Source organism: Mesorhizobium mediterraneum (assembly GCF_002284565.1).
Lineage (GTDB): Bacteria > Pseudomonadota > Alphaproteobacteria > Rhizobiales > Rhizobiaceae > Mesorhizobium > Mesorhizobium mediterraneum.
Window position 1 is genome coordinate 344,901 of record NZ_NPKI01000046.1, and the last position, 23,892, is coordinate 368,792.

Annotated in this window: 28 protein-coding genes; 6 read left to right on the plus strand and 22 right to left on the minus strand. The window is 62.4% G+C overall.

The features are described from left to right. Positions 1-8: 8 nt before the first annotated feature. From CIT25_RS32210 to CIT25_RS32220, 3 genes are read right to left on the minus strand one after another with little or no spacing between them, the layout of a single operon-like run. The gene (locus tag CIT25_RS32210) at positions 9-836 is read right to left on the minus strand and encodes an ABC transporter permease (RefSeq protein ID WP_095489115.1); all 828 of its coding nucleotides are present in this window, start codon (positions 834-836) and stop codon (positions 9-11) included. Beyond that, on the minus strand, positions 833-1,774 hold the full coding sequence (locus tag CIT25_RS32215; RefSeq protein ID WP_095489116.1) for an ABC transporter permease: 942 nt from the start codon (positions 1,772-1,774) through the stop codon (positions 833-835). Before CIT25_RS32215 ends, CIT25_RS32210 begins: the two co-directional genes overlap by 4 nt. Further along, entirely contained in the window at positions 1,756-2,955 is a 1,200-nt protein-coding gene (locus CIT25_RS32220) for a C45 family autoproteolytic acyltransferase/hydrolase (protein ID WP_095489256.1), read from the minus strand. The genes CIT25_RS32215 and CIT25_RS32220 overlap by 19 nt, the downstream gene beginning before the upstream one ends. 136 nt (positions 2,956-3,091) lie before the next feature. Here CIT25_RS32220 and CIT25_RS32225 point away from each other — a divergent pair, with 136 nt between their 5' ends. After that, complete coding sequence (locus CIT25_RS32225; RefSeq protein WP_158302705.1) at positions 3,092-4,024, plus strand: GntR family transcriptional regulator; 933 nt, start codon at positions 3,092-3,094, stop codon at positions 4,022-4,024. 48 nt (positions 4,025-4,072) lie between these two features. Here the strand turns inward: CIT25_RS32225 and dhaL (CIT25_RS32230) are convergent, their stop codons facing one another. The 8 genes from dhaL (CIT25_RS32230) to CIT25_RS32265 all read right to left on the minus strand — a co-directional run bounded on the left by dhaL (CIT25_RS32230) (position 4,073) and on the right by CIT25_RS32265 (position 13,185). Beyond that, on the minus strand, positions 4,073-4,750 hold the full coding sequence (gene dhaL / locus CIT25_RS32230; protein WP_095489257.1) for a dihydroxyacetone kinase subunit DhaL: 678 nt from the start codon (positions 4,748-4,750) through the stop codon (positions 4,073-4,075). A 53-nt stretch (positions 4,751-4,803) separates the two neighbouring features. After that, on the minus strand, positions 4,804-6,900 hold the full coding sequence (locus tag CIT25_RS32235; protein WP_095489118.1) for a bifunctional sugar-binding transcriptional regulator/dihydroxyacetone kinase subunit DhaK: 2,097 nt from the start codon (positions 6,898-6,900) through the stop codon (positions 4,804-4,806). Positions 6,901-7,044: 144 nt separating this feature from the next. Beyond that, positions 7,045-7,707 (minus strand): dihydroxyacetone kinase subunit DhaL, encoded by a 663-nt coding sequence (dhaL, locus tag CIT25_RS32240; protein WP_095489119.1) that lies wholly within the window; start codon positions 7,705-7,707, stop codon positions 7,045-7,047. A gap of 10 nt (positions 7,708-7,717) precedes the next feature. Continuing rightward, positions 7,718-8,710, minus strand: coding sequence for a dihydroxyacetone kinase subunit DhaK (locus CIT25_RS32245; RefSeq protein WP_095489120.1), 993 nt, complete (start codon positions 8,708-8,710; stop codon positions 7,718-7,720). A 22-nt stretch (positions 8,711-8,732) separates the two neighbouring features. Continuing rightward, complete coding sequence (locus CIT25_RS32250; protein WP_095489121.1) at positions 8,733-9,503, minus strand: SDR family oxidoreductase; 771 nt, start codon at positions 9,501-9,503, stop codon at positions 8,733-8,735. Positions 9,504-9,563: 60 nt separating this feature from the next. Then, positions 9,564-10,550 (minus strand): substrate-binding domain-containing protein, encoded by a 987-nt coding sequence (locus CIT25_RS32255; RefSeq protein ID WP_095489122.1) that lies wholly within the window; start codon positions 10,548-10,550, stop codon positions 9,564-9,566. A 116-nt stretch (positions 10,551-10,666) separates the two neighbouring features. After that, positions 10,667-11,671, minus strand: a complete 1,005-nt coding sequence (locus tag CIT25_RS32260) for an ABC transporter permease (RefSeq protein ID WP_095489258.1) — start codon at positions 11,669-11,671, stop codon at positions 10,667-10,669. 35 nt (positions 11,672-11,706) lie between these two features. After that, positions 11,707-13,185 (minus strand): sugar ABC transporter ATP-binding protein, encoded by a 1,479-nt coding sequence (locus CIT25_RS32265; protein WP_095489123.1) that lies wholly within the window; start codon positions 13,183-13,185, stop codon positions 11,707-11,709. A gap of 133 nt (positions 13,186-13,318) precedes the next feature. Between CIT25_RS32265 and CIT25_RS32270 the strand changes: the two genes are divergently transcribed. After that, positions 13,319-13,480, plus strand: coding sequence for a hypothetical protein (locus CIT25_RS32270; protein WP_158302706.1), 162 nt, complete (start codon positions 13,319-13,321; stop codon positions 13,478-13,480). 36 nt (positions 13,481-13,516) lie between these two features. Here CIT25_RS32270 and CIT25_RS32275 read toward each other — a convergent pair whose 3' ends face one another. Further along, a complete protein-coding gene (locus CIT25_RS32275; RefSeq protein ID WP_095489125.1) occupies positions 13,517-13,702 on the minus strand; it encodes a hypothetical protein in 186 nt (61 codons plus the stop codon). A 303-nt stretch (positions 13,703-14,005) separates the two neighbouring features. Between CIT25_RS32275 and CIT25_RS32280 the strand changes: the two genes are divergently transcribed. Further along, on the plus strand, positions 14,006-14,440 hold the full coding sequence (locus CIT25_RS32280; RefSeq protein ID WP_095489126.1) for a hypothetical protein: 435 nt from the start codon (positions 14,006-14,008) through the stop codon (positions 14,438-14,440). A 148-nt stretch (positions 14,441-14,588) separates the two neighbouring features. On the opposite strand, the gene CIT25_RS32285 is transcribed toward CIT25_RS32280, so the two are convergent. Then, entirely contained in the window at positions 14,589-16,295 is a 1,707-nt protein-coding gene (locus tag CIT25_RS32285) for an HAD-IIB family hydrolase (protein ID WP_095489127.1), read from the minus strand. Positions 16,296-16,543: 248 nt separating this feature from the next. Then, positions 16,544-16,828, minus strand: coding sequence for an acylphosphatase (locus CIT25_RS32290; protein WP_095489128.1), 285 nt, complete (start codon positions 16,826-16,828; stop codon positions 16,544-16,546). 193 nt (positions 16,829-17,021) lie between these two features. Here CIT25_RS32290 and CIT25_RS32295 point away from each other — a divergent pair, with 193 nt between their 5' ends. Together CIT25_RS32295 and CIT25_RS32300 are read left to right on the plus strand one after the other, a co-directional pair. Then, positions 17,022-17,834: a nucleotidyltransferase family protein gene (locus tag CIT25_RS32295; RefSeq protein ID WP_095489259.1), complete on the plus strand. Its 813-nt coding sequence runs from the start codon at positions 17,022-17,024 to the stop codon at positions 17,832-17,834. After that, a complete protein-coding gene (locus CIT25_RS32300; protein WP_095489129.1) occupies positions 17,827-18,579 on the plus strand; it encodes a metallophosphoesterase family protein in 753 nt (250 codons plus the stop codon). Before CIT25_RS32295 ends, CIT25_RS32300 begins: the two co-directional genes overlap by 8 nt. Before the next feature lie 116 nt (positions 18,580-18,695). Here the strand turns inward: CIT25_RS32300 and CIT25_RS32305 are convergent, their stop codons facing one another. Both CIT25_RS32305 and CIT25_RS32310 read right to left on the minus strand, forming a co-directional pair. Continuing rightward, positions 18,696-19,886, minus strand: a complete 1,191-nt coding sequence (locus CIT25_RS32305; RefSeq protein ID WP_095489130.1) for an NADH-quinone oxidoreductase subunit D — start codon at positions 19,884-19,886, stop codon at positions 18,696-18,698. Between the two features lie 72 nt (positions 19,887-19,958). Further along, complete coding sequence (locus tag CIT25_RS32310; RefSeq protein WP_095489131.1) at positions 19,959-20,399, minus strand: hypothetical protein; 441 nt, start codon at positions 20,397-20,399, stop codon at positions 19,959-19,961. 235 nt (positions 20,400-20,634) lie between these two features. On the opposite strand from CIT25_RS32310, the gene CIT25_RS32315 reads away from it, so the two are divergent. Next, on the plus strand, positions 20,635-21,072 hold the full coding sequence (locus CIT25_RS32315) for a CBS domain-containing protein (RefSeq protein ID WP_095489132.1): 438 nt from the start codon (positions 20,635-20,637) through the stop codon (positions 21,070-21,072). Between the two features lie 181 nt (positions 21,073-21,253). On the opposite strand, the gene CIT25_RS32320 is transcribed toward CIT25_RS32315, so the two are convergent. From CIT25_RS32320 to CIT25_RS32340, 6 genes are all read right to left on the minus strand, one after another. Continuing rightward, positions 21,254-21,613, minus strand: a complete 360-nt coding sequence (locus tag CIT25_RS32320) for a YybH family protein (RefSeq protein ID WP_095489133.1) — start codon at positions 21,611-21,613, stop codon at positions 21,254-21,256. A gap of 55 nt (positions 21,614-21,668) precedes the next feature. Further along, a complete protein-coding gene (locus tag CIT25_RS32325; protein ID WP_095489134.1) occupies positions 21,669-21,884 on the minus strand; it encodes a hypothetical protein in 216 nt (71 codons plus the stop codon). Then, positions 21,881-22,105: a hypothetical protein gene (locus CIT25_RS32330; protein ID WP_095489135.1), complete on the minus strand. Its 225-nt coding sequence runs from the start codon at positions 22,103-22,105 to the stop codon at positions 21,881-21,883. The genes CIT25_RS32325 and CIT25_RS32330 overlap by 4 nt, the downstream gene beginning before the upstream one ends. A 198-nt stretch (positions 22,106-22,303) precedes the next feature. Next, positions 22,304-22,792 carry a hypothetical protein gene (locus tag CIT25_RS37885; protein ID WP_245330093.1) on the minus strand — a complete coding sequence of 163 codons (489 nt, stop codon included), beginning with the start codon at positions 22,790-22,792 and terminating at the stop codon, positions 22,304-22,306. 279 nt (positions 22,793-23,071) lie between these two features. Further along, positions 23,072-23,308, minus strand: a complete 237-nt coding sequence (locus CIT25_RS37890) for a hypothetical protein (RefSeq protein WP_245330107.1) — start codon at positions 23,306-23,308, stop codon at positions 23,072-23,074. Beyond that, a complete protein-coding gene (locus CIT25_RS32340) occupies positions 23,241-23,891 on the minus strand; it encodes an NAD(P)/FAD-dependent oxidoreductase (protein WP_245330094.1) in 651 nt (216 codons plus the stop codon). Before CIT25_RS32340 ends, CIT25_RS37890 begins: the two co-directional genes overlap by 68 nt. Position 23,892: the final 1 nt, after the last annotated feature.

A 23,892-nucleotide genomic window follows, 5' to 3' on the forward strand; every position in this document is an offset into this window, starting at 1 on the left:
TCCAGCACCTACATTTTCGGGTCGAGCCAGTCGCGCACCGCGTCGCCCAGCATGTTGATGCCGAGCAGCGTGATCGAGATGCAGAGACCTGGCAGGATGATCAAATGCGGCGCCTGGCCGATATAGGGCCGTGCCGTCGACAGCATGTTGCCCCAGCTCGGCGCCGGAGGCGGGACGCCCAGTCCCAGAAAGCTCAGCGCGCTCTCCGACAGGATGATCCAGCCGAACATGGTGGTGGCGAGCACGATGATCGGGGCGACACAGTTGGGCAGCACGTGCCGCGCCATGGTGATGATCTCGCTGTTGCCCATCACGCGCGAGGCCTCGACATATTCCCGCTCGCGAATGGACATCACGGAAGCCCGCACCACGCGCACCACGATCGGCATATAGGCAAGGCCGAGCGCAAGGATGATGCCTTCGCGGCTGGCACCGATCACCGCCATCAGGCCAAGCGCCAGGAGCAGGCCTGGGAAGGCGAGGAAGGCATCGTTGACCATCATGATGACGCGGTCGACCCAGCCCCGCAGGAAACCTGCGAGAACGCCGAACACGGTGCCGGTGATCAATGCGAATATAACAGTTGCAAAAGCGATCCAGGCGCTGGTACGCGCGCCGCTGGCGAGGCGGCTGAGCACGTCGCGTCCGAATTCGTCGGCGCCGAGCAGATGCAGAGACGAGGGCCCGCTGAGGCGCGACGGCAGATCGAGCTTGAGCGGATCGTAGGGCGCGATCCACGGACCGAACACGGCCAGAAGGATCAATGTTCCGGTGACGGCGATCCCGAAGATCGCGTTGAATTTCAGACCGGGCCGGCCGAGAGCACGGGCGATCATGCGGTAACCCTCGGATCGAGCAGCGGATAGACGAGGTCGACGAGAAGATTGACCGCGACATAGATGAAGGCGACGAACAGCATCGTTCCCTGAACGACGGGATAGTCGCGGGCATAGATGGCGTCGACCAGCAGCCGGCCGAGGCCGGGAATGGTGAAGACGGTCTCGATGACGACGATGCTGGATAGCAGGCTGCCGAGCACGAGCCCGATCAGGGTCCAGGTGGGCGCGAAGGCATTCTTGAATGCGTGGCGCCACATCACCGCGCTTTCCGAAAGCCCCTTTGCCCGCGCATGGGTGATGTATTCCAGGCGCGCCACCTCGATCGTGCTGGCCCTGGCCATGCGCGCAATCGGGCCGGACTCGACGAGCACCAGGGTGACCACGGGCAGGATCACATACAGAGCGGCTTGCGCGAAGTCGCGGCTGAACGGCACATAGCCGACGATCGGCAACCAGCCGAGATAGAGGCCGAAGATCAGCATGAGCATCAGCCCCAGCCAGAAACTGGGGATCGAGAGCAGGATGGTCGAGGTGGCGACGACGGCGATATCGCGCAGACTGTCCTGCTTCCAGGCGGCCAGCATGCCGGCGGGCACGGCGATCGCCGAGGCGACAAGCACAGCAAGAAAAACGATGATCGAGGAGACGGCGAAACGGTCGAGGATCAGCGGCAGCACTTCTTGCCCGCTGCCGATCGAGCGCCCGAAATCGCCTGAAAGGACATTGCCGATCCAGATCAGGTATTGCACCACCACGGGCTGGTCGAGCCCCATCTGATGCCGCATCGCCTCGACCTGTCCGGGCTGTGCGAGGTCTCCCAGCATCAAGGTCGCGGGATCGCCCGGGATGAAGCGCATCATCACGAAGACCGCAACCGACACCAGGATAAGTGTCGGTATGGCGCTGGCGATGCGGGTCAGGACAAAGCGGACCATCGTTTCTCCTGTGCTGATATCGAAGATGTCTCCCGTGCCGGCACTGCCTTCTCCGCCCTTGCGAGGACCGCATCGTCCATGGTGAGCTCGTAGCTGGTGAATTCGCGGTTTTGAGCCGGCATCGGAGCGATCTCCATGACGCCGGTGGCTGGTTCGAAGACGATCATCGCGACTGTCGCCGAGAGATTGCCGCCTTCTTTCCTGACCACTGGACGGCACACGCTGAACGGCGAAGCGAAATCGTCGAACAGGGCTTCCTTCACATCGTCGATCGTGATGTCGCCATGCCGCGCCGACAAATGCCGGCGCACGCGATGGTCACGATAGAGACTGTCCGGCACATCGCGAAGTCCGGTCTCACGCAGCTTGGACAGCGCGACCGGGCTTTGCCAGTGATTGGCATGGACGATCATGTCCTTGTCCGGATAGATCGCAAACGCCTCGTCCGGCGCGCATTCGAGATCGACCGTGAACCCCTCGGCAGTGCTCAGGATCATGTTGTTGGAGCCGGATTTCGGCGTCGTCGCCACCACCTTGATGGCATGGGAGAAATGCTGCGCCTCGAGGGCCCGGCGGCGGATGAAGGGAAGCGGAATGCCGATCTCGCGATAGTCACGGTCGGATTCGAGATAGTTCGCGGTGATGCCGATGCCGGCCGCGTTGAAGCCGCTGCGCGCCAGTCCGCCGGCTTCGGTGAAGGTGAGGAGGTCCGGCCCGTCCGTTCGCCGGATGCGCAACACCACCGATGTCTCGGCGCATTCGGCCTTCCAGTCCCAGTTCTGGCCATGGATGAGCCTGCCGTTCCGGGTTGCTTCCGGCAGGATCGCCGCGCCCGTGCAACCGTCGGGCTCGTCGTCGGAAATGCCTTTCTCGCGCCGGGCAAGCTGCAGGATTTCGGTGCGCGCATTGACCAGGACGATCGAGGACAGATCGACATTGGCGCCTGACGCGATCCCTTCCATTTCCTCGACGAGGTCGGGCGCCCATTGCCGAAGGCGAGGCAGGAAGATGCCGGAGAACCGCCCGACATCGTCCCGCCTGAAGCCGAAACGATCGAGCTGCGCAGCGTAGAGCGCCACCGAAGCGCCGATGCGCCCGCGCGCCTGTTCGCCGTAGGCCGTGCCGCGCGCTTTCGGCGCTCCTGCGATTTCGACAAGCGGAAATGGTGTGACTGTTGTCATCAAAAGGAAAGCCTCAAACTCGTATGAGTCCGGATAGTAATGCATTTTGATTGAATGAAAAGCAGAAAAATTCGATAGATTGCCAGTTCGAACTGCGTGGCGCATATCTATAATGCGAATGCCTGAGGAAGTGCATATGAACGAAACGATCATCGACCGGCAGCCACGCAGTGAGGCGGCCAGCCCGCTGCAGATAGATCTGGCGCGGCGGATCCTGGAGCGGATCAGGGATTCGGGCTGGACGGTTGGAACCCGCGTCTCGGTGCCGGACCTTGCCCGCACGTTCGGCGTTTCGCGTTCTCCCGTCAGCGCAGCGCTGGAACTGCTGGTCGCTCAGGGCATCTTAAGTCCCTTCGAGACGAGGGGGCTGCAATTGGCGCGCGATGTCGCCGATCTCGACCCGGAGGATATACTGCCCAGTTCTCCGCTCGAGGAGCTTTACCGCAGGATGATGCGGGAACGCGCGCTCGACCAACTGCCCCAGGAGGTGTCCGAGGCGGAACTGATGCCGCGCTATCAGGCATCACGCGGCATCGTGCGCAAGCTTTTGCTTCGCTTTGCCGCCGAAGGCCTGGTGCAGCGCCTGCCGGGGCACGGCTGGCGTTTCGCCGACACGCTTGTCGGCGAGGATGCCTACCGGGAAAGCTATGATTTCCGGATGGCTGTCGAATGCGCGGCGCTGCGGTCGCCCATGTTCAATGCAGACCCCCAGCAACTGGCGCCGGTCCGCCGCGCACACGAGCGTATCCTGGCGATCGTGTCGACGGGCAAGACGCTGATCGGCGGCGATGAATGGTTCCGGATCAACGCGTCATTTCATGAAGGACTTGCGGCCTGCTCCGGCAACCGGTTCCTGGCCGATGCGGTGCGTCAGCAGAACAATCTGCGCCGGTTGCAGGAATCGGCGGGTTTCGAGGAACTGCCGGCGGAACGCATCGAGCAGTCCTGCCGGGAACACCTCGCCATTCTCGATGCCGTCGAGGCGGGCGAGATCGAATGGGCCGAGGCGCTGCTGCGCCAGCATCTACGGCAGGCCTCCGAGTTCGCTGCGCCGCAGCGCTCTATCTGACGGGCAGCGATTCCGGCCGCTATTTGGGCTGGTCAGGTTCGAGCCTGATCAGTCCGTTCCACTACTGCTGATCGTTCCTGGTGCGCTGTCAGCAAAGGTGTCTTTCATTGCGCGCAGGATAATGACGGCCGAGGCCGCGCCTGGGTCGATGTGCCCCAGGGACCGCTCCCCGAGCCGTGCCGCCCGGCCACGGGCAGCGACCATGGACCGTGTCGAATTCGCGCCGGCTTCCGCGGCCGCCAGGATGCCGTTCCACATCTCCCGGCTGCCGGCGGCGCGCGCCTGTGCGCTGACCGCAGCTTCGGTTGCTGGAATCCAGGCGTCGAGCATGGTCTTGTCGCCGCGCTGCCCCTTGCCGCGCTCTCGAATGCCGGTCGTCATGGCCTCGATGATCGCCGCCTGGCCTGAAGGTGAAAGGCGTTCGTCCTGTTTGAGGGCTTGCGCCGCTCTGCGGAACGCGGTCGCATAAAGCGGCCCGGTGGAAGCACCGACGGCATCGAGAAAGGCGGACGCGGCAGCCGTGAAAACCTCTGACGGCAGCATATGGTCGAGATCGAGCTTGGCCAGCTCAGCGTTCACAGCCATGAAGCCGAGAGACATGGTAATGCCATGGTCGGCATCGCCAATGGCGCCATCGAGATCCGAGAGATGGTCCTTTCCCGCCTCGATCGCGATGGATATGCGATAAAACATCCTGCTCAGGCATTGCGCCGCGTTTTCGGACATCATGTTCCTCCCGGTTCCAGCAGGATGCGGCCACAGGCGCGTATCCTGTATCCTCAGCCGACCCGCAGGACAGCGGTATCGCAAGGATGGTGCAACAGCTCCGTCAACTCATTGTCGAGGTGCAGGATCGATATGGACGCACCGACCATGTCGAGCGAGGTGCAATAATGTCCCACCCAGTTCGCCTCTATCTTGATGTCCTTGGCGCTCAGCCGCTGCTCGACGCGCCTGAACAAAATGTAGAGTTCCATCAGCGGCGTTGCCCCGAATGAATTGATCAGCACCGCGACACGGTCGCCCGATGCCGGCTTCATTTCGGAAAAGATACGGTCCATCACCCGGTCGGTGATCTCATCGGCGCTCATCATTTTTTCGCGGATGACGCCGCGTTCGCCGTGGATGCCCATGCCGATCTCAATGTCATCGGGGCCGATCTCGAAATTGTGACGACGGGTCTGCGGGAGGGAGCAGGGCTCCAATGCGACGCCCATCGTGAATGTCCTCGAATTGGCCTTGCGTGTCGCCGCTTCGCAGGCATCGAGCGACAGGCCGCGATCGCAGGCGGCGCCGGCGATCTTGAACATGAAGAAGTTGCCGGCAACGCCGCGGCGGCCTTCCCTGTCCTCCAGCGGCGACGAGGCGATATCGTCCGTCGTCACGACCGTCCGGACCTCGATGTCGTTTTCCGCCGCCATCTCGGCCGCCATCTCGAAGTTCATGACATCGCCGGCATAGTTGCCATAGACGAAGAGCACGCCTTGCCCGCCGGATGCCGCCCTGGCGCACTGAAAGATCGGGCCGGGAGGCGGCGATGAAAAGATATTGCCGACAGCCACGGCATCGGCGAGACCCTTGCCGACATAGCCGAGAAAGCAGGGCTCGTGCCCGGTGCCGCCGCCGATCACAAGCCCCACCTTGCCAGGTCGCGGCCCCGTGCGGGCAACGAGGGCGCGATGCGAGCCTTTGATCGGTTGGATATAGGCGCCATGCGCCTTCACCACGCCGTCAAGCATCTCCTCGACGACATCGTCAGGGTCGTTCAGGAACTTCTTGATGTGGGTTCGGAAGTTGCTGGGCAGGGCCACCGAGCTATCGATCTTCGGGCGTTGGGAAAGCTTTTGATCGAGCTCCGTCACGCCATCGGCATTCAGAATGCCGCGGCCCGTGGCAGCGTCGGTGATGAGCACGTTGACGTAGCCGCCGCGGAGCGCGGCAAGGATCGCCGGCACCTTGTCGAAACCACCGGCGACTGCAATCCGCAGGCCGATAGACCTGAGCATGTCGAGCGAAATTCCGATCGTCCGGTCGTCGAGCGGGCCAGCTACCGGGCTGCCCCGCCCGTCGATGAAGCGTCCGGCGAGGACGCCCACGGCATCTTTGGCGAGATATTGCTGCACCGAAACCGATTCGAAAAAACCGCTGGTGTGGATCGTTGAATTCGGACGCAGCGAGGCGATGCCGAATAGCGCTTTGTTGGCTTTAGAAAGCGCTGCGAACTGACTTTCGATCAGCGGCTCGCGCAGAAGAATGTCGCGGACTTCCGCATTGGAAACGATAGCCGGCGCGGTGATGTTGATCAGCTTGCCATTGACGGCATTGGCGATGGCGGCCGCGCAGAGTTCCGGAGTATAGGCAAAACTTGCTCGCGTGCCGCCAGTCGCCTGCACGACAGTGACGTCCTGAAGGCCGGGCACGGAGGCCTGCTCGCCAATCGCCAACACGGTTCGCCCCCAGGCAACGGCCACCGTGTCGCCGGATTTCAGAAGCTTGGTCAGAGCCTGCGCGGCCGCGGTGCCGAGACGATCGATCAGCGGACGCGCATTGTCGTCGCTCGGCACGACGAGGCAGTCATGCAGCCCGAAATGCCGTTTGAGTTCCTGTGCGATCGAGAGCGAACTCAGCCGTGATGGCTCGAGGGAAATGTTGACGATGCCGCGGGCGCGGGCATCGGCCAGGTAGCTGTTCACTGTCGCCCGCGAAATGCCCATGATTTCGGCGATATCGCCTTGCGTCATGTGGTCTTCGTAGTAAAGCCAACAGGCCCAGACATAGGGATCGTCACCATAGCGCAAGGGAATGGGTTCGGCGCCAGCCTCGGGTCCTGTCCGCACCGTTCCGTTCTTCCGCGCCGATGATGTCTTGACTGTCATGCTGCCTGGTTTCCCCGAATCCAGAATCGATCCTCAAGATGAGCGCAAACGGAAGAACTCACAATCTTGGTTCGATCAGGCGTTAACCTGGCTTCCGGCTGTAAAATCAGCCGGAGGCCAGCGCTCGGGAGGAGCGGTCGTAGCTCAATCACTCGCAGTCGCGGACTGCTGCAGCTTCTCCTTGGCACCGAGCGCCAGGGCTTTCAGAATCAACGCACAGGATGTGGCGCCGGCGTCGAGCACGCCGAGCGAGCGTTCGCCCAGGCGGCTGGCGCGGCCAATCCTTGCAACCAGGTCCTTTGTGCCGTCACGGCCTTTTTCGGCTGCGACGACGAGCGCATCCAGAGCTTCCGGGAACGGCTTGCCGTCGGCGTTGGCGCCGTCGAACGCTTCGATCGCCGGCACGAGCGTGTCGAGAAGCGTCTTATCGCCGACCTTGGCCGATCCGATCGCCTGGATGCCGTCGAGACCACTGGTGAGCATGGCACTGAAAGTCCGGGCATCGATGGATGAAGATTTCTCGATCGTTTCGGCGAATTGCGTGAACATGACGCCATAGAGCGGCCCCATGGAGCCGCCGATCTCGGTCATCAACACCGTGCCCAGCGTATCAAAGGCGGTGGCCAGCGACATGTCGTTGCCCCTGATCCGCTCCGCAGCCATGCCGAAGCCCTTGGCCATGTTGACGCCGTGATCGCCGTCACCGATCTTGCCGTCGATCTCGCTCAGATAGGCTCGGTTTTCGATGATCCGGTCGGCGATCGAAAGAACGATGTCGCCAGCGGAAGCGTTGTCAAACTGCTGCATTCGCCTGCTCCTAAAGCCTTGCGGGACAATCGACATCCACGTCCAGCAGCCTTTTCAGTTCGGCGTCGAGCGCCATGACCGTGAGTGTGGCGCCGACCATTTCCAGCGAGGTGAAGTAGTTGCCGATGTAGGTCTTGTAGATGGCTAACCCGCGTCCGGTGATTTCCTGCTCGATCGTATCGTGGAGGATGTAGAGTTCGTTGACCGGCGTTGCGCCGAGGCCGGACACAAGAACCGCAACTTCGGTTCCGGCGGCAAGATCGTGATCATCAAGCACGATCCTGACCATCTGCTGCGCTATTTCGACCGCGGACTTCAGCGGCTCGACCCTGACGCCCGGCTCACCATGATGACCGATGCCGACTTCCATCGTGCCCGGCTCAATCAGGAAGTTGGGATGCCCCACGGCAGGCAGCGTGCAAGGGCCAAGGCCAACGCCGATGGAGCGGCAATTGTCGATCGCCCGCTGCGCCGTTGCCTGCACGTCCTCGAGGCTGGCACCTTGCTGGGCCTTGGCGCCGGCGCATTTCCACATGAAGATCTCGCCGGCGACGCCTCGGCGCTTCTCACGCTCATCCGGTCCGGCCGAGCATACATCGTCGTTGGCGACGACGGTTGCGATCGTAATGTCCTCCTTGGCCGCGAGCTTGACGGCCATCTTCACATTCATGTTGTCGCCGGCATAATTGCCGTAGAGGCAAACGACACCCTTGCCGCCATTCGCCTCCCTTGCGGCGTCAAGGAAGCTCTTTGCCGTCGGCGACGAGAAGAGCTCGCCGACCGCGACCGCGTCCAGCATGTTGCGGCCAGTGTAGCCGATGAAGGCAGGCTCATGGCCGGAGCCGCCGCCGGTGATCACGCCGACCTTGCCGCTGACCGGCGCATGGCGGGCTGCGATGACGCGCGGGTTGCTGCCGAGCCTGACGATGTCGGCATGCGCCTTGACGAAGCCCTTGACCGTATCTTCGACGACCTCGTCGGGATTGTTGATGAACCGCTGCATTGTTGCTCCAATCCTGCGCCGGTCAGACAATGGTGTAGCCGCCATCGACCAGAAGGTCGGCGCCGTTGATCATGTCGGCGCCGTTCGATGCCAAAAACACCGCCGCGGCGGCTATTTCTTCCGGAAAGGCAAAGCGGCCGGTCGGAATGCGTTGCTTCAGCGCCTCTCCGCGCGGCCCATCCCAGGCCTTTCTGCCGAGGTCGGTCAACACCACCGTCGGCGAGATCGTGTTTACCGTGATGCCGTGCTTGCCCCATTCGGCGGCAAGTGTCTTGGACAGGCCGATGACGCCGAATTTCGAAGCGCAATAGGCGACGTGCTGGTCGATCGCGACAGTGCCGGCCTGCGAGGCCATGTTGATGATCTTGCCACCCTTGCCAGCTTTGATCAGGGCACGCCCGGCGGCCTGGGAAACAAGGAAAGTTCCCTTGAGATTGATATCGATGGTCTTGTCCCAGGCATCGAGGCTAAGATCCTCGGCGGGAGCGAGCAGGGCGACGCCGGCGCTGTTGACGACGATGTCGATACGGCCGAAGGCGGCTTGCGCCGCAGCAAACACGGCTTCCACCGATCGCGGATCGGACACGTCGCAGACGAAGGATTTCGCACCGTTGCCGAGTTCGTCGGCCTTCGATCTCGCAACGGATTCATTGATGTCGATCACCCCGACGACCGCGCCCTTCGCGGCAAACGCCGATGCGATGGCGCTGCCGATGCCGGAGGCGCCGCCAGTGACCAGAGCGACCTTGCCGCCCAGTGAAAAATTGAGATCAACCTGTATTGAATCCGTCATGGTGCTCTTCCCGGCTTGTTGGAAAGTGGGGCGGGCAAGAGAGCCCACCCCACGGCTGGATTACTTGCGCGTCGCCAGAAGCTGATCGACGTTTTCCGCCGTCACCGGCGTCCACGGCACATTGTAGATCTTCTCCTTGCCGTCGTTCCACGGCATGTCCTTGTAGGTTGCCCAGATGTCGGATTGCGGCTTGTAGTCCCCCTTCTTGGCAGCGAAGATAGCAAGGTCGAGCGCACCTTGAGCCTGGGCGCGCGCGTCTTGAAGGATCGAGGTCATTTCACCGGCCTTGACGGCATGGAGCGCATCGGTGATGCCGTCGATACCGGCAATGGCGAAGCTCTTCACGTCGAGGCCGGCGGCCTTGATCGCCTCGATGGCGCCGAGCGCCATTTCGTCATTCTGGCCAATCACGCCGTTGATCTGGTTCGGATGCGCGGTGAGCCAGTTTTCCATGAGCGTCTGGGCTTCGGCGCGCGACCAGTTGGCGGTCTGATCCTCGAGGATCTTGACATCCGGGCACTCGGCAAGCGCTTTCTTGTTGCCTTCGAGGCGGGAAATCTGCGCGGACTGGCCGACCGGCCCTTCGAGGATAACCACATTGCCCTTGCAGCCGATCTTGTCGAGCACGGTCTTGGCTTCCATGTAGCCCGAGATCGTGTCGTCGGATCCGACATAGGAAGTCAACAGATCGGAGTTGACGCGGGTGTTCGAACCGACAACCGGAATGCCGGCATCGGCTGCCGTCTGAACGGCTGCCGCGCCGGCGTCGACGTCGATCGGAGCGAAGATGATCGCATTGTACTGCTGGGTGACCATCGTCTTGAACTGGTCCTGCTGGACCAGGGCATCATAGCGGCCGTCGAAGACCGTCAGCTCGACTTCGCCGCTCTTGACGGCCGGGTGCTCCTGAAGCGCTGCCGACCAGATCTGCATGAACTCCGCATTCAATCCGTAAGGCGCTGCGCCGATCTTGATCTTCTCCTGCGCCATGGCCGACGAGGCCAGCAGCGCGGTCGCAGACGCGAGCGCTATCATCAATCTTTTCATTCCGTACCTCCACTTAAGTGAGCGACCGACATGGTTCGCCTATCAACGGACACGCGCAGTGCAGGTCCGATTTCGAAAGGGGCCTTTTGTTTGAGCCTCGGATTGGGTCCGACGCCCTAAGCCCCGTAGTTTCTCTTCTGGTCAAGCATCACGGCGCCGACGATCAGGGCACCCTTGAGAACTTGCTGGTAGTAGGATTGGATACCCATCAGATCGAGGCCGTTGTTCATGACGCCGATGATCAGCGCGCCGATCAACGTGCCCGTCACCCGGCCGATGCCTCCCGAAAGGCTAGTCCCGCCGATCACCACCGCCGCGATCGCATCCAGCTCATAGGCAATGCCGGCCTGGGGAAGCGCCGAGCCGGTGCGGGCGCTGAGCAGCATCCCGGCGAGGCCGGCAAGGCCGCCGGATATGACATAGACGACGAACTGGATGCGGGTAACGTTGATGCCCGAGGTCCTGGCCGCATGAGGGTTGCCGCCGACGGCATAGATGTAACGGCCGAAACGGGTCCGATTGAGGATCCACCAGGAGACCGCAAACACGACTGCGAGAACGACGACCGGTGCGGGTATGCCAAGGACATTGCCTGTGCCGATCCAGCGGAATGCTGGTGTCAGCGCGGGAACCGGACGACCTCCGCCATAGATGAGGGTCAGTCCGCGCGCCGCCGACAGCATGCCTAGCGTCGCCACGAAGGCCGGCACCGAAAACCGCGACACGATCACGCCGGAAACGGCACCGCAGGCAATGCCGACCAGCAGGCCGATGCCGAGACCCAGGGCGACCGGATAGGGCGCGCCGGAAATCCCGGCGGTCGCGGAGGAGGTCACGAAGCTGGCGCTGACGATGCCGGCAAGCGCGACGACGGAGCCGACCGAGAGATCGATGCCGCGCGTCAGGATGACGAAGGTCATGCCGATGGCGAGGACACCGTTGATCGAGGTCTGCAGCAGCACGTTCGAGATGTTGCCGGCCGTCAGGAAGAACTCGTTGGAGACCGAGAGAACCGCCGCCAGGATCAGGAACGCGAGGAAGATCCCGTATTCCTGAATCAACAGCCGGCGCTGCTCCGAGCCGAGCCAGCCGCTCGCATTCCTGTTGTCGCTAACCGACATCACCGGCTCCTTTGCCGCTGAGCGAACACCCCTGTTCATGTTGAAAGGTGGACGAGTGATTGGGCATTCGTTTCCTCCCGGCTGTAGATTCCGGCACTTCTGCCGGCGCGCATCACCATGATCCGGTCCGCCATGCCGAGGACCTCGTCGATTTCGGACGAGATCATCACGACCGTGCCGCCGGCAGCGGCGAAATCGCTGATGATCCGGTAGATTTCACGCTTGGCGCCGACATCGACACCGCGGGTCGGCTCGTCCAGAAGCAGGACTTTCGGATTGCGAAGGAACCATTTGCCGAGCACCACCTTCTGCTGGTTGCCGCCCGAAAGGCCGGAAACCGGCATCGTGTCGCGGGCAGCCTTGATCTGGAACTGCTCGCGCATGTCGCGGCTTGCTTGCGCCTCCCGAGCCCGATCCATGGCGAAGCTGGGGCTCATTTCAGGCAGGCTCGCCATGCAGATGTTTGCGCGCACGCTGTCGGAGAGATTGAGACCGGTCAGCTTGCGGTCCTCGGTGACCAGAGCCAACCCATGCGCCATGGCATCCGCCGGCTTTGAAATGGTGACCTCGATACCGTCGACCTTGATGCTTCCCGTCGATGGCTTGTCGAGCCCGAAGAGGCAGTTGAAGATTTCTGTCCGCCCGGCTCCCATCAGGCCGTAGATGCCGAAGATTTCTCCCTTTCGCACCGAAAACGAAATGTCCTCGATCTTGTTCGGGCAACTGAGCCCGGCAATTTCGATACCGGGTTCTTGCGTCGGCGTGCTGGTCTTGGCGAATTCCTCCGACAGCTCGCGGCCAACGATCATGCGAATGAGCTCGGGCCGATCGATGTCCGCAAGCGCGCCGCTGCCAACATAGGCGCCGTCGCGAAAGACCGTGTAGGAATCGGCGATCTGAAAGATCTCCGACAGACGGTGGGAAACATAGACGATGCCACGCCCTTGCGCCTGCAGGCGGCGGATCGCGGCAAACAGGTGCTGCGCCTCCCGCTCGCCGATCGCCGACGTCGGCTCATCCATGAAGATGACCTCGGCGTCGTGACTGAGCGCCTTGGCAATCTCGACGAGCTGCATCTGCGCAACCGAGAGGTTCATCATGTACTGCGTGGCCCGGATATCGAATTCCAGATCGTCCAGCAGCCTTTGCGCGGACCGGTTCATCGCACGGAAATCGATGCCTCCGAAGCGCGCCTTGGGCTCGCGGCCGAGATAGATATTCTCGGCAACCGTCATGTGGGGAACAGGGCTGAGCTCCTGCTCGATAATGGCAATGCCCGACGCCAGCGCGTCGGCGGGGCTTGCGAATTCCACATCCTTGCCGCGGCGGCGGATCGAGCCGGCATCGCGGTTGAAGATACCCATCAATATCTTGAGAAAGGTCGACTTGCCGGCGCCGTTACCGCCGCACAGGGCATGGACCGTGCCGGCGCGAAGCTGGAGGCGGCCTTCGCGCAAGGCTGCAACGCCGCCAAAGGACTTTGCCAGCCCTTCCACCTCGAGCAAAAGCTCCACGTAGTCTTCCTCCCTTTGGGCATTCGGCAATCCTTTTTGGTGGGGAGCCGATCGACACGGGGTAGCCTCCGCCCTGGTGCCAATGTGACAATAGTCAATATTTGTTCGACAAATGTCAAGTCATGGATTCGGCTTGATCGTGGCGCTGGAAATCAGGGTCGAAGCGGCCGCAACATCGCACTTGCCGGGTAGGTGCCGAGACGACGGCGACCGTAACGCGCATGCCGGCCGTTCGGCCACGCAGTGCGCCGACATCTTCTGCGGCATCCATAAGGAGTCGGGCGATCTGGAATGAGTGTTTCCCCGATCGCTTCACGCTAGTTCCGATCCGTCAAATGCCGGGATCGGACGCTTTGGGGCCAATTTTCAGTGGCGCGTCGTTTTCATCCGGATTGGGGACGGGGGCTTCGTCGGGAAGTCTGTCCGGATCCGGCTCACGCACCGGCTTCGGCTCGGGAAACGGCGGTGGCGTGGGCGCCGGAGTGGGCGTTGGTTCGGGAGTGGGAAGAATGGCCATGGTGTGATTTCCTTCCGCTCGCTGCATTCTGCCTTGGCGGGTCATCGACGTCGGGTGGGATTTCTGACGCCACCCGTTTCGACCGGTTTCGCTCTACGGGCTGATGCACGCAGAACGACCACGCGTGCCTATGGTTCCGATACGAGCCTCCGACGATCCCGCAGGCATCAGGCGCTCGTGGCAGGACGGCGCCGTCAGAAAATTGATCGAATGGTCCCCGCATGAGGGCCTTGTCGGCGTCGTGGAGCGCCATAATTTCCATTTCAGGGTGGGACAAACTCACCTGCTGAATAGGAGGCGGTCGTGAAGCACCAAACACTTGACCAACTGCATGCCGTTGCCGACGTTCACGCTGAAGCAACAGACCTCGTGGCGACTCGAAGCCAGCGTCTCGAACGTTGGGCGAAACTGCTAGAGCAAAATCCCGATCGGCGTCTCGAAGCGCTGACGGGCACCGAATACAAATCCCCTGAGATACGCGAAAAAATGCGCTACAACGACTCGCCTCTCACCGTTGCCTTCGAGGATCCGATTTTTCGCGCACAAGGCTTGAGAGATGACACCTATGGCGAAGCCAGGCGCTTCTTCGAGCTGACCGACTGGCAGTTGCACGAAATCGTCTGCCATTGCCATGTCGGCGCCACGATACGAGCGCGGTGGGCTGCCTCTCGCGTCCGTGCGGCAATGTCGGAGAGGTTCGGTTTCTTTGCCTGGCTGCGCGGAACATTCATGCATTGAAGCATCGGCATTGACGCTACAGGTCGGCATGTTCGGATGATGGAGGCGGCGAAGTGATTTTCACGCCTCCAATGGTCGTTGATGACGGATGCCGTTCGGCGGCGATCCGCCATCGGCGAGACTTGGATACCATCCGCATGGGCGGGATTCAGTCGGCGGGCGCGGTGTAGCGGCGATGGACCGCTTCCGCGATGGCGGCGCGGCTTCTATGCGGATCGAGACTATCGTCATCCTCGATGATAGCCGCTTCCTCCGCAAGTTCCATGTCCTTGACCTGGTTGCGGAACCAGGCCGAATAGTCGCCCGCGCGCAAGTGATGCTCCCAGGTGCGGTCGTCGATCCCCTCGGCGAGATGGAGGAACATCATGAGATTTTGCGCTTTCAGGTTGAGCGTGCCGTCAGCGCCGCGGAAATAGAAACTGTTGTCGCCAAGATCGCCCTCGGCATATTTGCGTATATGGCGCTTGCGTTCCTGCCGGGGACGTTCGACCGAGATCGGCCTCGCGGGATCGGCTGTCGAGCGGTTCCAATACAGAACCTTGTTTTCCGGTGGCGGCGCGACGCCCTCCGGCACGTCCTCGCCAATTGCGGCACAGAAGCTTTCGACGACCTTGTCGGCTTCCGGGCCAAGGGCCAGCACCGTGTCGACACCTGCCAGCACGTCGCGCGAAACCAGATCGGGATGGACTGTGACCAGAATGGTCGCCGAAAGGCTTTTTGGAAGCGCAAAGGATGTGCCGTCGCGTGCGTGCGGCAACAGGTGGTGTGCCTCGTCGATGATCAGCCAGTGCGGGCGTCCGGTGCGGGCGCGAAGCGCGGCAAGCTCCGGCAGCAGCTTGGCGAAGGCGTTTGGCCGTTCCCCGGTCTTGATCCCGAGCATGTTGACGGCGACATTGTTGGACGGCTTGGACAAAAGGTCGAAGATTTCGCGTGAGCTCGGCGGGCTTTTGGCGTCGCCAACCACCAGCACGTCCTCCAGTTCCTCGTAGTCGCCTTCCGGGTCGAGCACGCAAAACTGGAAGCCTTGCTCGACGAAGCGTTCGGTCAGGGCGGTGGCGAGGGTGGATTTTCCGATCCCGGACGTGCCGGCCAGCAGGACGCTGCCGCCGCGCGGTGAAAGGTGCATCACTGCGCCCGATCCGTCGTCCGCGCCAATCTCGATGCGTTGCCGCGCCGTGTCCAGCGAGGCGGCGTCATGCGAGATGAGGCCCTCGATCAACTCCCTCACGCCCGCGCCGCGGGCACCATTCGTCACGTGGCCCGCCGTCTCCCTTACCTTCGGCAGGGCATTGGCAACTGCAACGCCGAAGCCGACGGCGCGCAGAAAGGCGTGATCGTTCTCCGCATCGCCGATGCCGACGACATTGTGGGCGGACAATTCCAGATCCTCGAGGGCAGCGGCAAGACCGGTCGCCTTGTTGACCCCGCTCGGCAGCACCATGACGGCACCCTTGTTGAAGATTATCTCCAACTCCAAGCCAAGGTCCTTGATCACTTCCAGCACGATGGTCTCGTTGGGCTCCCTGGTGGCGACGACGGAACGTCCCATCGACAGGGGCGCGATCTTGCGCATCATCAGCCTGTCGACGAATTCCGCCGGAGGGGCAGGCGCAAGGATGCGCTCCTTCTTCGAAGCCGGCGTGTAGACGAGCGCGCCGTTTTCGGCGACGACCTTGTCGAAAATGCCAAGCTCCGGGAAAACGCTTTCGAGGTCGGCAAGCTCGCGACCGGTCACCACTATCAACTTGCGGCCGGTTTCCTTCAGCCGCTCGAGCGCAGCACGGGTCGCATCGGAAACGATCCCGTTTTCCGCGAGTGTGCCGTCGTAGTCAGTGGCTAACGCAAGGGCATACATCGAACCATTGTCGGCAGCCCGAAAGCCGACCCGAGATGCTTTCTCGCCGAACTGAGCGGAAAGGCATCTGTTTCGGTGACTTCCATTGGCCGAATCCCGTCATCGTTTGTCATGGCCGCCCGCAATCATGGCTGATTGGTCCCAACGGCGCTGGCTGTCGATTGTTCCCAGCGGCGCAAGGCAAGAATCGCGGAGGCCTGGCTTTTTGGTTGAGCATTGGGTGTTTTCCGAAAGCTGGTACCCACTTTCTAGCCGATGATCCTGAATCCGTTCGGCTCCTGACCGGGATCGACGTCTTGGGATGTCACGCCGGAAACCGACGCTCCGGTCGGCCCTTTCCACAACCGGTTCATCATCGTCGAAACCGCGCCTTCGGCCCCGACGATCAGTGCCGTTACGGATCCGTCATCTTCGTTGCGAACCCATCCGGACAGACCAAGCCTCTCGGCCTCGGTCCGTGTCCACACGCGAAACGAGACGCCCTGCACCCTTCCACTGAGCCTGACGCGTACCGCTTTGCGCCCATCCTCCATCATGATCACCTCCGTGCCAGTGGTTTTCTCATATCTTCAACTCCCCGGCGGCGGAAAAGGCTCCGCCTTCGCATTTCCAAGGGCTTCGGCCGGCCGCCAGTCCGATCCGCTGATGTCGGCAACGGAACCATGCGGCGGCGGCTTTGTTAAGGACGGACAGCTGCAGGTTGCTGGGCTTCGGAGCCACGATTTCATGACTAACGATTCTCCAACGGGAGGCGCCATCCCGGCATCCGTTCCGACGATCGATCCAAAAGCCGCGCCGACGCTTCAGCACGCCGAGGCCGAGGTCTTCTACACAGAGGCGATCCGCGAGCTCGCCGCGACGGACATCCCCTTTCTTGTCGCCGGCACCTATGCGGTGAGCGCCTACACAGGCGTCACGCGCCAGACGAAGGACCTCGACATTTTCTGCAAGGCCGGCGATTACGCGCGCATTCTCGCGCATTTCAAGCAGGCCGGCTATGCGGTCGAGATCGTGGACGACCGATGGCTTGGAAAGGTCTTCAAAAGCACGCATTTTTTTGACGTCATATTCGCTTCAGCCAATGGCACCATGCCGGTCGGCGACCAATGGCTGGAGCATGCACGGCAAATCGAGCTGCTGGGCAGTCAGGTGCGGATCGTAGGTCCGACCGAGCTTATCTGGTCCAAGTGCTTCATCCAGGACAGAGGCCGCCACGACGGCGCCGACGTCGCTCATACAATCCTCAAGGCGCAGGATCAGATCGATTGGCACCGGCTGCTTTCCTATCTGGAGGTTCACTGGGAGGTGCTGCTGATGCAGCTTCTGAATTTCCGATGGATCTATCCGAGCGAGCGCGATCATATCCCGGCCTGGCTGCTCGACGAATTGCTTGACCGGCTCGCCAAGCAGAGGGAGTTGCCTACTCCCCGAATGAAAATCTGCCGCGGACGCCTGCTTTCGCCGACCGACTACGAGATCGACGTGAAGGAATGGGGCTTTGCCGGCGTCGGTGGAACAGGAGAATTTCGTGATGGCTGAGAAGGGCACAACCGCCACGGCAAGAGTTGGGAACGGCGGCACCGTCAGGATTGCGGCTGTCGGCGATCTGCATGTGCGTGAAGACGGCCAGGCCTCCTGCCGTGATCTCTTCGGCGAGGTCTCGCGCGAAGCGGACGTCCTCGTTCTCACCGGCGACCTCACCAATCTCGGCAAGCCCCGAGAGGCCGAAATCCTTGCGGAGGATTTGCGCGCCTGCGCAATCCCGGTCGTCGCCGTGCTCGGCAACCATGACTATGAATCCGGCGCGGTCGAAGACGTCGCCCACATCCTTCGGCAGGCAGGGGTCCATCTTCTTGACGGCCAGACGACGGAAATCAAGGAGGTCGGCTTTGTCGGCGTGAAGGGTTTCATTGGCGGTTTTGGGTCACGCATGCTCGGCTCTTTCGGTGAGCCGGCGATCAAGGCGATGGTTGCTGAAAGCGTCAGCGAGTCGATGCGGCTCGAAAACGCAATGCGGCAGGTTCGCACCGAACGCACGCTCGTCGTCCTGCACTACGCTCCGGTCATCGAGACGGTCGCTGGCGAGCCGTTGGAGATTTTTCCGTTCCTGGGCTCGTCGCGCCTGGCGGAGACGATCGATCGGTTCAAGGTCACCGCCGTGGTGCATGGCCACGCGCATCGCGGCGTCTACGAAGGCCGCACACCCGGTGGTGCCCCGGTATATAACGTCGCCATGCACGTGGCGAAGCCGACCGGCCGTCCCTACGCCTTGCTCGAAATCTGAAACACTCTGCGCGCCGTTAGAGCGGGATGCGTTCAAGTTGACCTAGGCTTCCCGCTCTAACGATTTGTTTAGCCGCATTTCTGCGACGCCAAGTGATTCCACTTGGCTGCAAAATGCTAGCGATCGATCTCGCCGAACACGATATCGAGCGACCCGATGATCGCAGCGACATCGGCGATCATGTGCCCCCGCGACAGAAAATCCATCGCCTGCAGATGGGCAAAGGACGGCGCCCGGATCTTGCATCGATAAGGAATATTGCTGCCGTTCGAAACCAGATAGACGCCGAACTCGCCCTTTGGCGCCTCAACCGCGGCGTACACCTCTCCTTCGGGCACGCGAATACCCTCCGTGTAGAGTTTGAAATGGTGGATTGTCGCTTCCATTGAGCGCTTCATCGTCGCTCGCGGCGGCGGCGTGATCTTCTGGTTCGGGACCGCGACCGGCCCGCGGCCCTCGGGCGATCTCAGTTTCTCCAGGCATTGCTTCATGATCCGGACCGATTGGCGCATTTCCTCCATGCGGACGAGATAGCGGTCATAGCAGTCGCCGTTCTTGCCGACCGGAATGTCGAAGTCCATCTCGGGGTAGCATTCATACGGCTGTGCCTTGCGCAAATCCCATGCCGCTCCCGACCCGCGCACCATGGGGCCGGAGAAGCCCCAGGCCCAGGCATCATCCTGCCCGATCACACCGACATCGACATTGCGCTGCTTGAAGATGCGGTTGCCGGTGAGCAATTCATCGAGGTTGTCGCAGACCTTGAGGAACGGGTCGCAGAAAGCCCAGATGTCGTCCAGAAGCTTCGGAGGCAGGTCCTGGTGCACGCCGCCGACCCTGAAATAATTCGCATGCATGCGGGCGCCGGAGGCGCGCTCGTAAAAGACCATCAGCTTCTCGCGCTCGGCGAAACCCCAGAGCGGCGGGGTCAGCGCGCCGATGTCCATGGCCTGGGTCGTGACGTTGAGGAGATGTGACAAGAGCCGGCCGATTTCGCAAAAGAGAACACGGATAAGCTGTCCGCGCTTCGGCACCGATATTTCGAGCAGCTTCTCGGCGGCGAGGCAGAACGCATGCTCCTGGTTCATCGGCGCCACGTAATCGAGCCGGTCGAAATAGGGCAAGGCCTGCAGATAATTCTTGTACTCGATGAGTTTTTCCGTGCCGCGGTGGAGCAGGCCGATGTGGGGATCGGCGCGGTCGACGATCTCGCCGTCCAGTTCCAGCACCAGCCGCAGGACGCCGTGAGCAGAAGGATGCTGCGGCCCGAAGTTGAGGGTGAAGTTGCGAACTGCGGCTTCGACCATGACGATGCTCCGCTGTACTGGGTTTTCATGGCCGAAGCCGGGTGCTCCGGTCAGCCACGCCCGGCCCGCCGATCATGTGGTTGTCTGGATGATCAGCGTCAGCATGCCATCGCCATCGATGTTGGCAGCGACAACCTGCGAGGAATCCAGCCCGCTCGCCGCCAGCGCCGTTGCTGCCTGCGGCGACGCATCGATCGAGCTCTGCAGGGTGAGCAGATCTTCAACGCTGGTCTGGGTGATCACGGCCTCGGCTTGTGTCTTGAGTTCCGGAGGCAAATCCTCGAGGGCGACGATCGCAATCCCGGTAAAGTTCTGGTCGGTGAAACCCTGATCCGGCAGCGCTTGATCCGGCAGGGCTTGGTCGGGCGGCGTTTGGTTAGGCAGGCTTGGATCGGGCAGGACTTCCGGGGCCGGGGGTGCGATTTGGGGAAGCTGCGGGTTGGTGGATTGCGCGTGGATCGGCTGCGCCAGGGCCAATCCCGAAAGGGCAGCAATAGTCGTCAACATGCGCATGATCGTTCCTTCCGTTTTCCGTTTTGCTCGGGGAGGATCACTTGGTCACCACTCAACCATTGTGCCGGACTATGGTTCCCGTCGTCACGGATATGGCCATTGGTGGAAGCTCTGCCGCATCGCCCATCCGGTCGCGCGTGGTCGAAACATGGAACGATTCCGAAAGGCATTCATTCCTCCCTAATCACATCTTGATCACGGGTTCGGCGGGGCGCTTCACCTCGAGGAGAAAGCCATGAGAATCAGCGAGTGCATGACACAGAATGTTCAGGTCGCCAGTCCGGAGCAGTCCTTGCGGGATGCCGCACGAGCCATGGCCGATCTTGACGCCGGTGTTCTGCCCGTCGGCGAGAATGACCGGCTGGTCGGCATGATCACGGACCGCGACATTGCCGTCCGCGGCATCGCGGAGGGCAGAGGTCCTGACGCCAAGATCAGGGACGTGATGAGCGCGGAGGTGCAATGCTGCTTTGACGACCAGGAAGTCGACGATGTCCTTCAGAACATGGGCAATCTCAAACTGCGGCGAATGCCGGTGATCAGCCGCGACCGGCGGTTGGTTGGCATTGTCTCGCTCGGCGATCTCGCCGCGAATGGCGAGGCGGCCTGGGCCGGCGAAGCGCTGGGCGGCATTTCGCAGCCGGGCGGCGACCATTCGCAGACAGCGCACTGATGCATCATACATCATAATTGAATTCGAAGTTCCTGCTCCATCGCCGGCATCGTCGCTCGGGAACTTCGAAATCCAAAACTGCACGGTTTCGCGCCTTTGCGCTACAGCGCCGTGCGCCCGTTCGCATGATCCACCGGGAAAATCGATTCCGATTTTCCGGGGTCATGCGTCGGGCCCGATGTTATGCAACGGAGAATCGATCGATGACCCACAGCCATGTTCCGTCGACTTGGCGGCGGGCGACCTCGGCGGTCACGGTGCCATCGGGAAGATGGGTTGAGGTGAGTGCCAGGTCTCCGCTGACAACAGCCGGGGCCTGATTTCCGGCAGCAAATTTTCGGCCCGTTGCGGTGATCTCCGCGAAGAGTGCCCGGATCGCTTCCCGGCCACGCGTCAGCTGCCCTTCACCGCTGTCGACGACGGCGTTCTGCTCAAAAAGCGCGGCCATGCCGTCGATGTCTCCCACCCACTGCCGGGAAATCAGCAGGCGCTCCAAATCCTGGGGATCATGCGCCGGCTCACGGCCTGGCTCATCGGTCATGGCGACACTCCTCCGATGCTCTCATGAACTACAGGTTCTCACGAACTGCAGGGTCTCATGAGTTGCAGGCTGCTGCAAAGGCCTTGGCGGCTTGGGCACTGCCCTTGAGGGAAACATCGTAGGTGGTTTCGCCGCCGAGGTTGATGTGAAGACTGCTTCCGGATGCGATCCAGCCCAGCAGTGGATCCTTGGCGCTAGCCTTGAATACCGGCATGGACGCCAAGGTCAGGGAGACCTGGATTTCCCCGAGGTAGAGCAGCGTGGCGATCATCCTCCCCGGTCGACATCGCGGTCCGCAACTCGCCATTTAGCGGCGCCGGCGCGGCGCCGGTGGCTGCGGCCCTCGTTGAGGAAGTCGGCGATCCTTGCCGCCAACTTCGCCGAGGCGAAGGTGAGCAGCCGGTCGTGATGGACGACGGGCTCGTCGTTCTCATTGTCCCAGATCTCGAACCGGCAGCTTGGGTTCGGTATAGCTTCGAAACGGTGCTTCATATCGATGGTCCCGGTCGTTTGGTTGCCTTGGGCGGTCGAGGATGCAAGGGCATGGGCCGTGCCGTGGTGGGCAGTGCGGGCGCGCTTTCGCCAGCGCTGTTGGCAAACAGGAGAAGGTCGGCCCTGGCCCACAGCAGATAGCAGGCAAGCAATGTCAGCGGCGCGGCAACGAGGGCAGGGGAACCGCCCAACCACACCTCAGGCAAGGCGGCGCCCATCGACAGCGCCGCCGCGAGCATCGCCGGCAGGCGGCTGGCCAGCACCGCACTGCGGAACGGATCGGGCCATCCACCCGGGCACGCTGGCGCCGGGCCTGTAGGCGGCGCTGCCGAACTTGCCGAGCGCATGCAGCAGTCCGGCGGTCGCCGCCAGCACCGGCTGGCCGAACAGGAACAGTGCCGCGCCAAGCCCGATCGCGCCGATCCCCGACAGGAGATCGGCGAGGCGGTTAAGCGCTGGATCGGGGACATCCCGCCCGGCCCAAGCGCGGTGATAGACCTCGCCGCTGCAGAAGAAGACCAGCGTTGCCAACGTCAGCGCCACCGCACTGCTGCTGCCAGCGAAATAGTCGAACAGCGCGGCGCCGCCGCGCATGCCGGATCCCTGAGGGGCGGCGAGCTGGATCGTGACGCCCATCACCAGCCCGAGCGCGTTGCCAAGATTGTAGTAGCCGCCAGGACCGGCCATACGCGCCGGATCGCCGCCGCAAATCGTGAAAGCGCCTCCGCGGTCCGGCCAGGACCCGCAGCCTTCGGTTTCGCGTCGAGACTCGACGGCTCGAAGGACAAGAGCTCGGCCAGCGCCGAGGCAGTGCGCCATTCGGATAGCGCGTCGTCCCGGCGGAGTGGCGCGTGATCGTTGTCGAATCGCATCGAACCCTCCTCGTCATGGAGCCGACGGTTCCGGAGAGCTCGAGGCCTCCGGTGATCGGCTGTGATCGACAGACCGAGGTTCTGCGACCCCGGCTTACGGATGGCTTACGGGCGTTTGGATTATGCCTTTGGCAGCGGCACGCCCGCGCGGTGTCGGCTCGGGTATGGGATAGACCAGCCGCGAGAACGGCGCCCGGCCGGCGACCGAAAAATAATTGCCCTTGGCATAGCGAAGTTCCGGCACGAATTGCGGGTCGAGCCCGTCAAGTGAGCGGGCAAGCGTCGTGGCGCCAAGCCCGGCGGCGTTGATGAAGCGCGGTGCCGATCTCAAAGCGCTCGCCGCTGGTGCTATCGACTGTGTCGAGAACGATGCGCCCACCCTCGATGCGGCCGCAGACGATGCGGGTGTTGAGGCTGAGTGCCGCCCCGTGCTCCTCTACGTCGCCCCGCAAAGCAAGCATCAGGGCGTGGCTGTCGATGATGCCGGTGGCGGGCGACAGCAGGGCGGCCGTGCACCGCAGCTTGGGCTCCAGCGCGCGTGCCCCTGCTGCGGTCAAGGGTGTCAGGTCGCCCGCGCCGCAAGCAGAGGCGTTGGCCAGAATGGAAGCAAGCACCGGCTCCTGTTCGGCATCTGTGGCGACGATGAGCTTGCCGCAGCGCGCATGCGGAACCGCCCGCTTCTCGCAATAACGGTAAAGCTGTTCCCGGCCTGCCACGCAGAGCCGGGCCTTCTGCGATCCGGCCGGATAGTAGATGCCGGCATGGATGACCTCGGAATTGCGCGAACTCGTTCCGGTGCCGATGGCATTCTCGGCCTCGAGGACCAGGGTGTCCATCCCGCGCTGCGCCATCTCTCGCGCGATCGCGAGGCCAATGACGCCGGCGCCGGCGACGATGCAGTCGACGTGGTCCATG

Excerpts from the sequence above, each read along its gene's own strand:
- CIT25_RS32210 (WP_095489115.1), bottom strand. The coding sequence starts at position 836 with ATGATCGCCCGTGCTCTCGGCCGGCCCGGTCTGAAATTCAACGCGATC.
- CIT25_RS32215 (WP_095489116.1), bottom strand. The coding sequence starts at position 1,774 with ATGGTCCGCTTTGTCCTGACCCGCATCGCCAGCGCCATACCGACACTT.
- CIT25_RS32220 (WP_095489256.1), bottom strand. The coding sequence starts at position 2,955 with ATGACAACAGTCACACCATTTCCGCTTGTCGAAATCGCAGGAGCGCCG.
- CIT25_RS32225 (WP_158302705.1), top strand. The coding sequence starts at position 3,092 with ATGAACGAAACGATCATCGACCGGCAGCCACGCAGTGAGGCGGCCAGC.
- dhaL (WP_095489257.1), bottom strand. The coding sequence starts at position 4,750 with ATGTCCGAAAACGCGGCGCAATGCCTGAGCAGGATGTTTTATCGCATA.
- CIT25_RS32235 (WP_095489118.1), bottom strand. The coding sequence starts at position 6,900 with ATGACAGTCAAGACATCATCGGCGCGGAAGAACGGAACGGTGCGGACA.
- dhaL (WP_095489119.1), bottom strand. The coding sequence starts at position 7,707 with ATGCAGCAGTTTGACAACGCTTCCGCTGGCGACATCGTTCTTTCGATC.
- CIT25_RS32245 (WP_095489120.1), bottom strand. The coding sequence starts at position 8,710 with ATGCAGCGGTTCATCAACAATCCCGACGAGGTCGTCGAAGATACGGTC.
- CIT25_RS32250 (WP_095489121.1), bottom strand. The coding sequence starts at position 9,503 with ATGACGGATTCAATACAGGTTGATCTCAATTTTTCACTGGGCGGCAAG.
- CIT25_RS32255 (WP_095489122.1), bottom strand. The coding sequence starts at position 10,550 with ATGAAAAGATTGATGATAGCGCTCGCGTCTGCGACCGCGCTGCTGGCC.
- CIT25_RS32260 (WP_095489258.1), bottom strand. The coding sequence starts at position 11,671 with ATGTCGGTTAGCGACAACAGGAATGCGAGCGGCTGGCTCGGCTCGGAG.
- CIT25_RS32275 (WP_095489125.1), bottom strand. The coding sequence starts at position 13,702 with ATGGCCATTCTTCCCACTCCCGAACCAACGCCCACTCCGGCGCCCACG.
- CIT25_RS32285 (WP_095489127.1), bottom strand. The coding sequence starts at position 16,295 with ATGTATGCCCTTGCGTTAGCCACTGACTACGACGGCACACTCGCGGAA.
- CIT25_RS32290 (WP_095489128.1), bottom strand. The coding sequence starts at position 16,828 with ATGGAGGATGGGCGCAAAGCGGTACGCGTCAGGCTCAGTGGAAGGGTG.
- CIT25_RS32295 (WP_095489259.1), top strand. The coding sequence starts at position 17,022 with ATGACTAACGATTCTCCAACGGGAGGCGCCATCCCGGCATCCGTTCCG.
- CIT25_RS32300 (WP_095489129.1), top strand. The coding sequence starts at position 17,827 with ATGGCTGAGAAGGGCACAACCGCCACGGCAAGAGTTGGGAACGGCGGC.
- CIT25_RS32305 (WP_095489130.1), bottom strand. The coding sequence starts at position 19,886 with ATGGTCGAAGCCGCAGTTCGCAACTTCACCCTCAACTTCGGGCCGCAG.
- CIT25_RS32310 (WP_095489131.1), bottom strand. The coding sequence starts at position 20,399 with ATGCGCATGTTGACGACTATTGCTGCCCTTTCGGGATTGGCCCTGGCG.
- CIT25_RS32315 (WP_095489132.1), top strand. The coding sequence starts at position 20,635 with ATGAGAATCAGCGAGTGCATGACACAGAATGTTCAGGTCGCCAGTCCG.
- CIT25_RS32320 (WP_095489133.1), bottom strand. The coding sequence starts at position 21,613 with ATGACCGATGAGCCAGGCCGTGAGCCGGCGCATGATCCCCAGGATTTG.
- CIT25_RS32325 (WP_095489134.1), bottom strand. The coding sequence starts at position 21,884 with ATGATCGCCACGCTGCTCTACCTCGGGGAAATCCAGGTCTCCCTGACC.
- CIT25_RS32330 (WP_095489135.1), bottom strand. The coding sequence starts at position 22,105 with ATGAAGCACCGTTTCGAAGCTATACCGAACCCAAGCTGCCGGTTCGAG.
- CIT25_RS37885 (WP_245330093.1), bottom strand. The coding sequence starts at position 22,792 with ATGGCCGGTCCTGGCGGCTACTACAATCTTGGCAACGCGCTCGGGCTG.
- CIT25_RS32340 (WP_245330094.1), bottom strand. The coding sequence starts at position 23,891 with ATGGACCACGTCGACTGCATCGTCGCCGGCGCCGGCGTCATTGGCCTC.